Origin of the sequence: Enterococcus sp. AZ188 (assembly GCF_050544075.1) — a bacterium.
Lineage (GTDB): Bacteria > Bacillota > Bacilli > Lactobacillales > Enterococcaceae > Enterococcus_D > Enterococcus_D entomosocium.
The window spans coordinates 1,314,279-1,328,291 of sequence record NZ_CP172943.1 but is presented as its reverse complement, the minus strand read 5'-3'; the positions used below and the strand labels follow the sequence as shown (position 1 = coordinate 1,328,291).

Sequence of the window (14,013 nt, the reverse complement as noted above, 5' to 3'; positions counted from 1 at the left end):
CTTTTTTTATCGGAGATGGGCACCCAATTGGAGTGAATCAGCCATGAATTTAGTTAACCCTCGGACCTTCAATCCCGAAATCATCTATCTCTTTGACCCATGGACGCAAGCAGAAAGTCATGGAGAAATGCATCATCATGACTTTTTAGAAATCAGCGTCTTGTTAGAAGGAGAAAGTACGTATTATTTTGAAAAAGAACCAGCGAAGAAAATTCGTGCTGGCAGTGTCATGCTTTTTAATCCTGGTGTCGACCACTGCGAATTACAGCCTAAAGGCACTCGCTCCCACCAGTTGCATATTGGACTGAAGAATATTTCCTTGGAAGGATTCAAGCGAAATTTTTTCCCCAACAAACACCCATTGTTAGAATTAGGCAAATACCATCATCAAGTTTTGGAAAAAGCGTGGCAGTTGGTGCGAGAAAGCAGTGAAGAGCGGGATGAGTTTCAGTTGATGCAAAAAGCTGTCTTGATGGAGATGCTCGTCTATATTTTACGCGGACTAAATGAAGACCACATCAATGTCGTTCCTTACCTTTCCAAAAGCCAAAGAAGACAACAACAAATCGTCAACTATACCGTCTATTATTTGGAAAATCATTATAAAGAAGAAATCACCTTGGAAAAACTGGCACAAGATCAATTTCTCAGTCCGACGTACCTTTCCAAGATTTTTAAAGAAGCGACAGGAGTCAGCCCCATTAACTATTTGATAGAAATCCGCCTAAAACGTGCCAAAGACATGCTAAAAAATGACAACCTCACGATCAAGGAAGTCGCCTCTGCAGTTGGCTATCAAGATGCCTATCACTTTAGCAAGTCTTTTAAAAAACTTTATGGCGTCTCTCCTTCTGGGGTGTTGCCAAAACCAAAAAATTAAAAAGCAAGCCAATGATTCTTCACTCGAAGAAAAATCATCGGCTTGCTTTTATTTTTTATTCATTGAATAAAATAGTTCATAAAAAGACTGGCAATATTGAAATAGATCAAAACACTGGTCAAATCACTGAGGGTCGTAATAAACGGACCGCTCGCCACTGCCGGATCAAACCCAAGCTTATCCATTAGCATCGGAATCAAACTTCCCGCTAAGTTGGCTACTGTGATGGCACACATCATAGCCATCCCGATCACAAACCCTAGAATCGGATTTTGTTTCCAGACAGCCACAATAGCAAAAATCGTCAATCCGGTAATAGCTCCTGTGAAAAGTCCTGTAAGCACCTCACCGACCACTGTTTTCATAAAGCTATTTTCTTTATCATCATTGATCGCCAAGCGGCGTACGGCTACCGCTAAAGATTGGGTACCGGCATTGCCGGCAGTTCCGGTGATCAGTGAGATAAAGACGGCGAGAATACTTGCTTCACTAACTAACTCTTCATAATGGCTGATTAAACTGGCGGTTGCCATTCCGAGAAAGAGTAAGGTGATGAGCCAAGGTAACCTTCTCGAAGAAGCTTTGATCGGGTTTTCACTGACTTCTTCTACATTGACCCCTGCCAAACCCGAGTAATCACTGGCTGCTTCATCATCGATAACGTCGATGATATCATCGACGGTCACGATCCCTAATAGGTGATCGTCATAATCGGTGACTGGCAATGCGAGAAAGTCATAATCCCGGAAGGTCTGAGCGACATCCTCTTGGTCATCTCCAACATGAACCGACATCACCCGCTCGTTCAAAATATCAGCAATCATGGTATCTTCATCATTGATGATCAAGTCTCTTAAAGAAATAACGCCCACAAGTTTGTTGTCGGTATCCACGACGTAAATATAATAAATCGTCTCAGCAACATCTGCGGCATTTTTTAAGACATACATCGCTGAACGAACCGTTTGGTTGGCAACAATGGAAACAAACTCGGTTGTCATCAATGATCCAGCTGTTTCATCTTCATAATGCAATAGTTCTTTGATCTCGCTAGCGGCTTCAGCAGTCATCAGACTCAAATATTTGGCCGTTTGTTTCTTGTCTAATGTATTCAGTAGATCGACAGCATTATCGGTATACATCTCTGCTAACATCGTTGCAGCATATGCCGGCCGCATTTCTGAAAGATAGTCCACCATGTTTTCATCGTCTTCTTCAATGACGTCAAACATGTCTGCCAATTCTTTCGGCGATAGATACGTATAGACGATTTGTCGATCGTCTGCTTCTAGAGATTGGTAGAATTGACCCTGCTCGTAGATATGCAGATCCAAGAATGCCTCACGAAATCCCTGGATATCATTGTCTTTTAGTGCTTGATTCAGTTGATCAAATCGTTCGGTTAATTCTTGATTTTCATCCAATCTCTTCACCTCATTTGTTATTGCTTATCGATAGCTGAACAAACAGCGGCCATGTCTGCAGGTAAAGGCAGTTCAAAAGCCAACGGTTCATTCGTAAAGGGATGCTGGAATTGCAGCTGACAGCAATGAAGTGCCTGTCGTCTGATCCCAAAAGCCATTGGTCCCCCATACATCTCGTCTCCTAGTAAGGGACAACCGATTGCAGAAAAATGGACCCTTATTTGATGTGTCCGGCCTGTGTGTAGTTGAATGTCGACTAATGCGCAATCTGAATTGCGCTGTTTTAGCCAATACTCCGTACGTGCCTCTTTTCCTTCTTCACTGACCTTGCGTTTCAAAAGCGAGGTCAGGTCCCTAGCGATAGGCAAATCGATCTCGCTATGGGCGGATAATGCGGAAAGATCTCCCGCAACGAGGGCTTGATATTTTTTAACAACTTGCTTCTTCCGTAACTGGCTATCCAGCTTCGCATGGGCAAAGCCGTGTTTTGCAAAAAGCATCAATCCTGATGTGTCACGGTCTAAGCGAGTCACTACATGGATCACTTGATCTTCATAGTGTTGCGCTTGATAGTAGGCCTTGACTCGATTGGCCATCGTGCCAGTCGGATGATATTGCGCAGGAATCGATGAGATGCCAGCCGGCTTATTCACGATTAACAGATGGGCATCTTCATACACAATCTCAATAGGTGTCGGATCAGCCAGCATCGTTTCATGTTCCCCTTCAGGAGGAATTACAATAGTTACCCTATCATTTTGCGCCAAAGAAAACAAGACGTTTTGCTCGTGGTCGTTCACAAATATCTTTCCGCCTTGAAATTTTATTTTCGCTAGCAGACCTTTGGATACTCCTTGTTCCTTCAAAAAATATTTGACTTGCTGCCCTTGTCCGGTATATTGATACGTAAATTCCATGAGTTTATTCTTCTCCAATAAAGGAATCTTTGACACGATTCCAAAAATGCATATGCCGATAAGACGCAAAATGAATCCGTTCATCGGCAATCCGGTAATAGATTGCGTCGATTTCTTCTTGCTCGATGGTAAATTGATCAATCGTCACTAAATAGTCGGTACTTTGTTGCAGTTGCACTTTGACCCACTCGTGATGACCCACGACGATCGGTGATCCAAGTGTCCGAAAGACGCGATTGTTCAAAGAAGCAATCTCTGCTAATTGAAACGCATTGATACTTGGGTGCAATACTGCCCCACCAACACTTTTGTTATAGGCAGTTGAGCCGGTTGGCGTTGAGATCGAGAGGCCATCCCCGCGAAACTTTTCAAAGAGGTCTTCTTTAATAGAAATATCGGCAACCATGGTGCGATTGCCGCGTTTGATCGTTGATTCGTTCAATGCCAGGAAATGCTTGTCTGGTTTGCCATTTGCATAAGTGATTCGGACATCCAATACAGGATAACTGACACTCTTTTGATGGTCATTGCATAAAGACTCTACCAATTCATCCAATTCATAGTCACGCCAATCTGTATAAAAGCCGAGGTGTCCCGTATGGACCCCTAAAAATTGTACTTGGTCTAACTTATGGTTGAACAAGTGAAAAGCAGAAAGAAGCGTACCATCTCCACCAACAGAGATCACTAATTCAGGGTTCTCTTGATCGATCTTGTTTTCAGACTGCTCCAGGAGGACAGTTAAACGCTTCGTCACTTCTACTGACTTGCTTTCTTGATTATGGACGATTGCCACGCGGATGCCTTTCATTCTGATTCCTCCTTCGGCAACTTGGGCGTGTCATGTCCGCCGCGTTTGCCTTTCCCATGAGAAAACAACCGCTGTGCCTCTTGGATCTCTTCACGAATATTAGACATCTCTTCATCTAGCTGGTAGGCTGCTTCTGCCGAACGTCGTAGTCGCTCGCTAATTTCATCGGGAAATTCCCCTTGGTATTTGTAGTTCAATGAATGTTCAATCGTTGCCCAAAAGTTCATCGCCAGTGTACGAATTTGTACCTCTGCTAAGATAATTTTTTCTCCATCGATCAATTGAACTGGATACTCGATCACCAGATGATACGAGCGGTAACCACTGACTTTTTTATTGGTAATATAGTCACGTTCAATAATGACTTTCATGTCTTTACGTGTCCGCAACAGTTCAACGACTTGGTGAATGTCTTCCACAAACTGACACATGATTCGCAAACCGGCGATGTCAGACATTTCTTCTTCAAGACGATCCAGTGCGATTCCTCGTAATTTGCTTTTTGTTAAAATGCTATCTACTGGCTTGACACGCCCCGTGACAAATTCAATGGGAACATGTTTGTTTTGTTCCCGATATTGTTTTCTTATGCCTCTTAATTTTACTTTTAATTCTGAAACCGCCTGTTCATAAGGCGCTAAGAATTCTTCCCAATCTCGAATCATTCTTCTCCCTCGATTCTGTTCATAACATACCTCTTATTCTACCATACTCTTGGAATAAAACTGAATGGACAGAAGTGCAGAAGCAAAAGATTTTTTTGTCTGCCCCAATCGTTTCCGCTTTTCTTTGTTTAGTTTCTTTGACGGAATAGCTGAAACAGCGTACACTATGTTTGCAATAGAAAGAGAGTGAAAATCATTGGTCGAACAAGTAGAGATTGAATATAAAACAATGTTGACGGAAAAAGAATACCACCAGTTGCTTGCTTATTACAAATTGTCAGAAAAAGCCTTCAAGACGCAAACCAATTATTACTTTGATACGCAAGACTATAAACTGCGAGAAAAGCATTTTGGCTTACGCATTCGCACAACTTCTACCAATGCAGAATTAACGCTAAAGACCCCCATTGAACACGGTCTGTTAGAAACGACTGATCCTTTGACAATCGAAACCGCAGCGTCATTGATCGCGTCAGAAAAAATTTTAAAAACAGGTGTGGTTGCTCAACGCTTAAAAGCAGCGAATATCGAACCTGATTCATTACACATGATCGCAGCATTAAAAACGAAACGGGCGGAATTTCCGATCAATGAAGGATTACTTGCTTTGGATGAAAGCTGGTATGGTCAACAGCATGATTATGAGTTAGAGCTAGAAGTCAGTGAGCCAATTCAAGGAAAACTTGCCTTTCAATCGTTATTGCATTCTTTTGGTGTTCCTTACCGACCAGCAAAAAACAAGATCATTCGAGCCGTTGAAGAAAAATCATTGTAGGATGCCCTTTTGCTTACTTTTTTCGCGTTTTTTTGCTATATTTAATAAAACATACTTATTTTGTTTTTCAAGTTACTCAAGAATCTTAATTGGGGAGAGATTCAAATGATCGAACTTTTTTTATTTATTAATCCGATTGGGCCTATTTGTTATGATATCGAAAAAGAGATTCTCAACAAATTAAACACGAGCCGCAAAAAAATCCATTTGCAGATCCTGCCTTTCGTTAACTTGTTTTCCGTAGGTGTTTCAATGGACTATTTGTCCATGAATAAGGCGGATTTGGTCTTGCGAAATGAACAGACCAACCAAATCTATGCTGCGTCATTGGATTATAAAGCAGCCCAGTTGCAAGGAAAAAAAATTGCTCGGGATTTCTTATTGAAATTGCAACAACGGATAGGGATCGAAAAACAGGAATATTGTGACACCTTAGTGAAAGATCTATTTTCAGAAACGAATGGTGATTTAGAGATGTTCCTAGAAGATCGTACATCTGAGTTAGTGAAAAAGAACTTTGCCACCGATCAGAGGGTAGCGAAAGACATGGGCATCACGATCACACCTTCTGCTGTGGTGTATGATTTTTCAAGTGAAGAAGAATATGGGGTCCTTTTAGAAGGATCAGAGGAACTGAGAAGTCTTCCTCTCGTCTGTGGTACAGCAACAGAACTCGATACATTTATGCAAAAAGCTCAGTCTTTGAAAGCACCAAAACTTTCCACTATTCATGAAATTGATCGAGGGTTGATTCTTTTATGAAACCCTATTCAATAGCGACGCTGCGCAGCGAGCCAAACGATGATCTTGTGTTTGGCTCGCTGCGCAGCGTTTTTCATTGCGGGAGGAACAAAAAAACAAACCAATCCTTTTCGGACTGGTTTGTACTCTTTTCAATTATGCTTCGATTTCTTTTACGAGTTCTTCCAATTCATTCAAGCGTTGCTCAAATACTTTCATTGCATCTTCAATATAATCTGCTTTCGTCATATCTACGCCTGCTTTTTTCATGACTTCGATTGGATAATCACTACGTCCGGCTTTCAAATAGTTCAAATAGTTAGTTAAGGCATCAGGTTCGCCAGCTAAGATTTTCTTCGCCAAAGCAGAAGCTGCCGAAAAACCAGTTGAATATTGGTAAACATAGTAATTGTAATAGAAATGCGGAATGCGTGACCACTCAAGACGAATCTCCGGATCTTTTTCAACTGATGGTCCGTAGTATTTTGCATTTAACTCGGCATAGCTCTCGCTTAAGAATTCACTGGTCAACGGCGTTCCTTTCGCATCTTCCACGTGCATGAAGTGTTCAAACTCGGCAAATTGCGTTTGACGGAAAATCGTTCCTTTGAATCCATCAAGAAAATGATTCAAGACATAGGCTTTGACCCGCGGATCAGTCTCAGTCTGAAGCATGTATTCCGTTAAAATATTTTCATTCGTGGTTGAAGCGATTTCTGCTAAGAAGATCGAGTAATCCCCATAGGCATAAGGCTGGTTATTCCGTGTGAAGTAACTATGCACACTGTGTCCCATTTCATGAACGAGGGTAAAGAGTTGATCCAATCGATCATTCCAGTTCATTAAGATATAAGGCAGTGTGTCATAAGCACCTGAAGAATAGGCACCACTGCGTTTGCCTTTGTTTTCAACGACATCGATCCACCGATTGCTGAAGGCTTCTTCAACTACAGCTAGATACTCTTCCCCTAATGGTTTTAACGCTTCTTTCGCTTTTTCGACTGCTTCTTCATAGGTATAGCGAATCGGTGCTTCCCCTAAAATCGGCGTGTACACATCATACATATGAAGCGTGTCGACAGCCAACAGGCGTTTTCTTAATGCCATATATCGGTGTAATAATGGCAAATGCTGATTAACGACGTCCACTAAGGTATCATAGACACTTTCAGGAATATGATTGGCACTCAAAGCGGCTTGGCGTGCCGAGTCGTATTTACGGGCTTTGGCTTTAAAGTTGTGGGCTTTGATATTCGTACTTAAGGTTTGGGCAAAGGTATTGCGGAATTGCTCATAAACGCCATAGAGACCTTTAAAGGCCGCTTCCCGAACAGACCGATCCGTGCTTTCCATCAACTCACCGTATACACCATGAGATAGCTGTACTTTTTCCCCGTTTTCATCTTCAACTACTGGAAAATCCAAATCAGCATTGTTTAAAACAGAAAAAATGTTGCCGGATGCTCCAAAAATTTCGCCTGCTCCGGCCAATAGCGCTTCTTGATCGGCAGGCAAAACATGGGGCCGCTCGTTAATAGTTTTTTCGATCATATGACGATAAACAGCTAGTTTCGGTTCTTGATCGAAATAGCCCCAAATCGTTTCATCGGACATCGTCAATAACTCGGGATCAAACCAAGCAACGGCTTCACTTACTTGCGCAACTAAACTGCTGGCTTTCGCATATAAGCCTTGATAAGTCGTATTAGCGGTATCTTGATCATTTTTCAAATGACTGTAAACATACAGTTTCTCTAAACGGCGAGAAAGATCTAAGACAAATTCTAAAGCGGATAGGAAGGCTTGTGGCCCATCTGCTAAAGTGCCTTGGTAACTGCTAGCTTCTTTGAGCTGTGCTTGGATTTCTTGAAATTCTATGTCAAAAGCCGCATCATCGGCATAGATTTTCGTTAAGTCCCACGTTTTTTCGACTGGAATCGATTCACGTGCTGGTAATTGTTTTGTTTCTGACATTCCCTTCACTCCTTGTTCATTGGTTAAAAATATCTTATCACACTTTTCAACGAAACCAAATCATTGGCTTGAAAAAGAAACCGAATTTTCTAAATATTGGCATTCTTGAAAGATTTCTCTCAGTATTTCTCTTTGATCAAGCAAAGGAAAGCACCATTGCCAATGCAGCTTCCTCAATTGAATCAACCACTGTTCAAAACTAATGGGACATTCACTTAAATAGAGAAAGCGAAAAATCAGTATGTGGTGTTCAAATAAAAAGCCAAACCGACTTTCACAATAGCACCAAAGAGGCAACTGTGAGACATTCCCATTCAACGGGTATACTATTTCTTGAATCTCTCTGATTTTAGGCAGTCTGTTTCGCAGTTTTCGAATCACCCACAAACGATAATCGACCGCTACCCATTCAATAGAATGGTGGGTATCTGATTCATCTGCTTCGTACAAAGGTCGAAGTGTCTCTTTCCTGTATGGCTCCCCTTTTTGTATAGCGCTTCGTCGACTGATTACCCCTTCTTGATAGTGCCATTTGATTTGGTGCAGCCGCACCAAGGCCTGATTTCGCGTATCAATGAGCCACAAGCAAAAACCAGTAGACGGATAAGTACAACAGGCTTTTGCCAAAAGCGACCAATGGCGTTTCGGATACATTTTGGTCCCTAGGATCCACCAAGGCTGATAACCATTTGCTAAATAAGTGCTGGTTCGTTCCAGAAATCGTGAAAACTTGAGTGAAGAACACTGGACTTCAACGGCAATATTTTTGTAACAGAGATCAGATCGCTGCTTAAGTTGCGGCAAGTAGGCTTCAAGTTCAATATCCATCTCTTGATACCATTCAAACAAAAGTTGTTTTGCTTCCAAGTGCTCCTTCGTCTCCCCTTCACTGTATGTCTGACAATCAGTAATGGCTTGATGGGCAAAGTGGGACTGTCGCTTAGGTCCTTGCCTCAAAATCACTTCTTTCTGACAGCCTGGGCAATAAAAAGGGCCCGAGGATTTCTTTGCCCCTTTCGCTAGGATGACTTCTTTTCTTTGGTTCAACGCTTTCAACATCTGGCTCACCTCAATAAGAGGTACGCCAGATTCGTCAAACACAATTAAAAAAGCCAAAAACATTGTTAAAATGTCCTTGGCTGGAAATGATTTTCATTCATTAATCATTCTTGAAATAGAAACGAGTCAATTCAAGTGCATCGTTTTCCATGATCAACTCACCGTATTCTGATAAAACTTCGGGCGTCACTGAAGTCCTTTGGGCAAATTCCATCAAATAAGAAAGTGCATTTTCCACTTCAATATCAGTAATATCTGCATCCATAAATCGAATTTCAATATAATAATGGTTACCCATTTGGTAAAGATTGGTTGCAACGGAATCCAAATATACTTCGGATGCCAATTGAATCATATCTTCGAATCGCAACAACTCGAATACAAAACGATTGCCGATTTCTTCTGCTTGCTCTGACTCTTGTAATTGAGCCGCTACATGTTTTTTCAACATATCGGTAATGTCTTCATTCGCTTCATCGTTCATCTCATCAAAATTTTCCATTCCTTCTGGTGGAAGATTTTTGCTAATAAACAATTCTAACCCATCGCCTTTAGGCAAGACTTGGAAAGTTACAGCTTCACTGCCTTTAAATTCTTCGTCAATATCAACTTCTTCAAGAATACTGTAAAAGAAGTTTTCAATTTCATTGTGATTTCCTAGAAGGTCAAGAAAAGTGATGCCTCTCGCAGCTAAGTCTTCACTTTTGATCAATACACGAATGGTGTTCTCATTGATATGTTCCATTTCCATATTAGCTACACCTCACTTTTGCTACTCACTATAGGTTCATTGTATCGAAACCTGATAAAAAGTAAAGAGAAAACGAATATCCTCTTAAGAAAAACGTAAAAACTCAAAAAAAGACTCACTTTCTACGAGAAAGCGAGTCGATGAAGTCAAATTTATAAGCCTGCCATTAATTGCGCTTGTCTTAGTTCCAGTTGGCGAACATCCCTAGGTAAGAACCGACGAATTTCATCTTCGTTAAACCCAACTTGCAATCGTTTTTCATCGATCATAATTGGCCGACGCAATAATCCTGGATTTTCTTGAACAAGTGTCAATAAATCTTTTAGGGGCAGGTCATCTAGATCCATATTCAACTTTTGGAATACTTTGGATCTGGTGGAAATAATTTCTTCTGTGCCATCTTCTGTCATTTGTAGAATTGCCTTAAGCTCAGAAATATTTAACGGTTCTGAAAAAATATTTCTTTCAACAAAAGGGATTTCGTGCTCTTGTAACCACGCACGAGCTTTGCGACAAGATGTGCAACTTGGGGAAGTGTATAGTGTCAACAACGTGCATCTCTCCTTTTTAATTTTCAATCAAGCAAGTCCTGTTCCCTCGCTTGATTTCAATTATACAGGTTTAACTAAAAAAAATCTAGTCTAAATCTCATATTTTTTAATAAAACTCGAAAGTTATATTAAAAGCGAAACCTTTTAGGCAAAAGGTTTCACTCAAAAAGTTTATTTTTAAATGAGAAAAATCAAATTTTTTTTTAATATTACTTCTTTTATACAACAGTGTGTCAAAGGTGTATCAAAAAGATGTCAGAATATTAAAATACTCTTTTAGTTGAATCCCGCGTTTTTTAATTTCCCCTCTGTAATTACATGTGTAATCAAAAAAACGGAGGAAAAACCAAGTCCATGGCTCAATCGTTTTCAAAGGAAAAATTTCACGATCCCTTGTTGCCTTGGAAACGACAGGGCTACAATAAAAATATATGTTATTTTTTCCAGAGAAGATTCTCAACCAATGTCTTCATTCTTGATTCCATTGTATCACATTCCTTTTTAATCAGAAAACCATACAAGTATTTCTGTCATAATCGACAATAAAACAGTAGGAGAAATGAATATCTGCTTATAAATGAAAAGGGTTTCTCACAAAAATTTAGTGAAAAACGATCAACCTAAGAAACCCATCTTTTATGCTTTTTCCTGACAAAGTATAAAAAGACTAGCGTTTTCTTGGATTGATCGTTCAATTCTTTCTTCTAAGAGAGAGAAGGTTCTCCATCACGAGCGAATTGCGCATCATGCAATGCGCGATAATGTCCCTTTTTCGCCATCAAATCTTCATGGGTCCCCTCTTCTAAGATGCCTTTATCACTAACGACGATAATGCGTGTCGCATGTTTGATCGTTGCGAGGCGATGGGCAATGATCAAGGTTGTACGGCCATCTGCCAAAGAATTCAATGACTCTTGAATCACTTGCTCGGTTTCCGTATCCAACGCTGATGTTGCTTCATCTAATATCAAAATCGGCGGGTTTTTTAAGAACATCCGAGCAATCGCTACCCGCTGCTTTTGACCACCGGATAATTTGACTCCTCGTTCACCGATGACCGTATCTAACCCATCCGTCATTTGATCGATGACCTTTTCTAAGTGTGCTAATTTAACTGCCTTTAAAATCTCCTCTTCTGTTGCATCAAGTTTGCCATAAGCAATATTTTCTCGAATCGTTCCCGGGAAAAGAAAGACATCTTGCTGCACAGTCCCAATCTGCTGACGTAAAGAAGCCAAGGTCATCTCCTGAATATTGATGCCGTCAATCGTAATGGCGCCTTCAGTGACTTCATAAAAACGCGGCAACAAGTTGCATAACGTGGTTTTCCCTGAGCCACTTTGCCCGACGAAGGCGATCGTCTCGCCAGCTTTGATCGATAAATCGATGTGATTCAAGACTTTCGTCGCATCCGCATAAGAAAAAGAAACATCTTGGTAGACGATATCCCCTTTTAATGATTGAACAACCCGTACCCCTGGTTTGTCTTTGATCGTCGGTTCTTTATCCAATTCTTCGGTCAATCGTTTGAAGCCAGCGATGCCTTTCGGATAGCTTTCAATCATCGTATTGACCTTCTCAATTGGTCTAACAAAGACATTCGATAATAAAATAAACCCTACAAACTGGCCATTCGTCAGTTCACCACGAATCACGTAGTAAGCACCAAAAATCAGAGCAAACAAGTTGATCAAGCGAATCAGAAAGTAATTATACGCTGAGCTGATCGCCATTACCTTATAAAAAAGGATCTTCGATTGCCGATAGATTTCGCTCAATCCATCAAAGCGTTTATGTTCGAACGTTTCATTAGCAAACGATTGGGTCACTCGAATGCCGCTAACAGATGCTTCCACTCCGGCGTTGAACTCACCGAGGTTGTCATAGATCTGTGTATTGACTTTGGTCATTTTCTTATTGAAAAAAACCAAGGCAATCGTAATCAATGGAATCAACGCAAATGTCGCTACCGCTAATTGAACGTGCATATTCAACATCAATAGGAATGCCCCCACCAAAGTCATAATGGTAATAAAAACATCTTCTGGCCCATGGTGAGCGACTTCAGAGATTTCAAAGAGATCCGTGGTCAAGCGACTGATCAGCTTGCCGGTCTTTTGATTGTCATAATATTCAAAAGATTGGGTCTGCAGATGTCGAAACAGTTCTTGACGCATATCTGTCTCAATATTGACCCCAAGTTTATGACCATAAAAAACCACGATATATTGCAACACAGTATTGATCACATAAAACAAGAACAAGCCTAAGCAAGCCAATAGTATCAAGCGAAAGTTGTTCTGGGGCATGATCTTATCGATTACTTGGTTGACGGCAACGGGAAAGGCCAGTTCTAATAAACCAGCAAATACCGCACAAGTAAAATCTAGCATAAATAGTGACCGATACGGTCGATAATAACGAAAAAACCTTTTTAACACATTTCCCCCTCCTCAATAGCTTTCATTATAAGCAACTCTTTGAAGAAATGCAAAATGAGAAACATGTGAAAATGGGTAAAATTCACTATAATTTTGAAAACCTATCAAGGCGCGGATTTCTAAAAACAGTAAATAAAACCTTTATTTCACAAGGCTTTCCCTCTTTTTTTTAGAGTCATAATGGCTTATGATTGATTCGAAAACAAACTGAAAATTTTCACTAACTCTGAAAGGCGTGTCTCTTTTGATCACTAGTATTCTTTTTGATGTCGATGATACCTTATATGACCAGCAACAACCATTTCGTAATGCCATAACCTCATGCTTTCCACAAATTGCCCGCAAGGACCTAACCGCTCTTTATTTGCGTTTTCGCGTACATAGCGATGAACAGTTTGGAAGGGTATTGGCGAATGAATGGACGCTGGAGCATTTTCGTTATTACCGGCTGACTCATTCTCTAACGGACTTAGGTTATTTCCCTACTACTATGGAAGAAAGCTGCCAGTTTCAGCTGTGCTATGAACAAGAACTAGATGCTATCACGCTACATCCAGAAGTTGAGTCAACCTTGAGTTATTTGTCCAAATTGCCAATCAAATTAGGAATTATTACTAACGGTCCCACCGACCACCAACAAAAGAAGTTGAATCAGTTGCAACTGACTCGATGGATCAAACCAGAGCATATGATCATTTCACAAGCAACCGGTTATCAGAAACCAGAACTAGAAATTTTCCAATTGGCAGAAACCGCCTTTGCTCTTGATCCAGAAACAACACTGTACGTAGGTGACAACTTTGATAATGATGTAGTGGGCTGCAAAAAAGCCGGTTGGCAAGCCTTGTGGTTCAATCATCGTCTTCGTCAGGCGCCTAATGGATTGGAAGATTTACCCGATGTGTCGATCACTGCTTTCTCGCAGCTCCAAGAAAGTATTGACGCCCTCTTGCAGCTTCCTGCATACGCCTATAACTAAAAAACATGGACCTTCGCTTCAAGCGGGTCCATGTTTTTTTGAATG

General features: G+C 40.8%; 13 protein-coding genes. 4 read left to right on the top strand and 9 right to left on the bottom strand.

What is annotated here, in order from left to right:
- The first annotated feature begins 43 nt into the window (after positions 1 to 43).
- The gene (locus IGI86_RS06165; protein WP_005236722.1) at positions 44 to 880 is read left to right on the top strand and encodes an AraC family transcriptional regulator; all 837 of its coding nucleotides are present in this window, start codon (positions 44 to 46) and stop codon (positions 878 to 880) included.
- 59 nt (positions 881 to 939) lie between these two features.
- Here the strand turns inward: IGI86_RS06165 and mgtE are convergent, their stop codons facing one another.
- From mgtE to IGI86_RS06145, 4 genes are read right to left on the bottom strand one after another with little or no spacing between them, the layout of a single operon-like run.
- Complete coding sequence (gene mgtE / locus IGI86_RS06160) at positions 940 to 2,304, bottom strand: magnesium transporter (protein ID WP_005229714.1); 1,365 nt, start codon at positions 2,302 to 2,304, stop codon at positions 940 to 942.
- 17 nt (positions 2,305 to 2,321) lie between these two features.
- A complete protein-coding gene (locus IGI86_RS06155; RefSeq protein ID WP_034872214.1) occupies positions 2,322 to 3,221 on the bottom strand; it encodes an RluA family pseudouridine synthase in 900 nt (299 codons plus the stop codon).
- Between the two features lie 4 nt (positions 3,222 to 3,225).
- Positions 3,226 to 4,023, bottom strand: a complete 798-nt coding sequence (locus IGI86_RS06150; protein ID WP_430617944.1) for an NAD kinase — start codon at positions 4,021 to 4,023, stop codon at positions 3,226 to 3,228.
- A gap of 5 nt (positions 4,024 to 4,028) precedes the next feature.
- Positions 4,029 to 4,697 carry a GTP pyrophosphokinase gene (locus IGI86_RS06145; RefSeq protein WP_005236729.1) on the bottom strand — a complete coding sequence of 223 codons (669 nt, stop codon included), beginning with the start codon at positions 4,695 to 4,697 and terminating at the stop codon, positions 4,029 to 4,031.
- A 196-nt stretch (positions 4,698 to 4,893) separates the two neighbouring features.
- Here IGI86_RS06145 and IGI86_RS06140 point away from each other — a divergent pair, with 196 nt between their 5' ends.
- Together IGI86_RS06140 and IGI86_RS06135 are read left to right on the top strand one after the other, a co-directional pair.
- On the top strand, positions 4,894 to 5,472 hold the full coding sequence (locus IGI86_RS06140; protein WP_005236734.1) for a CYTH domain-containing protein: 579 nt from the start codon (positions 4,894 to 4,896) through the stop codon (positions 5,470 to 5,472).
- A 105-nt stretch (positions 5,473 to 5,577) separates the two neighbouring features.
- Positions 5,578 to 6,234, top strand: coding sequence for a DsbA family protein (locus IGI86_RS06135; RefSeq protein ID WP_008379746.1), 657 nt, complete (start codon positions 5,578 to 5,580; stop codon positions 6,232 to 6,234).
- A 135-nt stretch (positions 6,235 to 6,369) separates the two neighbouring features.
- Here IGI86_RS06135 and pepF read toward each other — a convergent pair whose 3' ends face one another.
- The 5 genes from pepF to IGI86_RS06110 form a co-directional block, all read right to left on the bottom strand.
- Positions 6,370 to 8,187, bottom strand: a complete 1,818-nt coding sequence (pepF, locus tag IGI86_RS06130; RefSeq protein ID WP_430617809.1) for an oligoendopeptidase F — start codon at positions 8,185 to 8,187, stop codon at positions 6,370 to 6,372.
- Positions 8,188 to 8,247: 60 nt separating this feature from the next.
- Complete coding sequence (locus tag IGI86_RS06125; RefSeq protein ID WP_430617808.1) at positions 8,248 to 9,246, bottom strand: competence protein CoiA; 999 nt, start codon at positions 9,244 to 9,246, stop codon at positions 8,248 to 8,250.
- Positions 9,247 to 9,346: 100 nt separating this feature from the next.
- Positions 9,347 to 9,997 carry an adaptor protein MecA gene (locus tag IGI86_RS06120; RefSeq protein ID WP_005236753.1) on the bottom strand — a complete coding sequence of 217 codons (651 nt, stop codon included), beginning with the start codon at positions 9,995 to 9,997 and terminating at the stop codon, positions 9,347 to 9,349.
- Positions 9,998 to 10,149: 152 nt separating this feature from the next.
- Complete coding sequence (gene spxA / locus IGI86_RS06115) at positions 10,150 to 10,548, bottom strand: transcriptional regulator SpxA (RefSeq protein ID WP_003127030.1); 399 nt, start codon at positions 10,546 to 10,548, stop codon at positions 10,150 to 10,152.
- A 704-nt stretch (positions 10,549 to 11,252) separates the two neighbouring features.
- The gene (locus tag IGI86_RS06110; RefSeq protein ID WP_430617807.1) at positions 11,253 to 12,989 is read right to left on the bottom strand and encodes an ABC transporter ATP-binding protein; all 1,737 of its coding nucleotides are present in this window, start codon (positions 12,987 to 12,989) and stop codon (positions 11,253 to 11,255) included.
- Positions 12,990 to 13,233: 244 nt separating this feature from the next.
- On the opposite strand from IGI86_RS06110, the gene IGI86_RS06105 reads away from it, so the two are divergent.
- Positions 13,234 to 13,968: an HAD family hydrolase gene (locus IGI86_RS06105; RefSeq protein ID WP_430617806.1), complete on the top strand. Its 735-nt coding sequence runs from the start codon at positions 13,234 to 13,236 to the stop codon at positions 13,966 to 13,968.
- Positions 13,969 to 14,013: the final 45 nt, after the last annotated feature.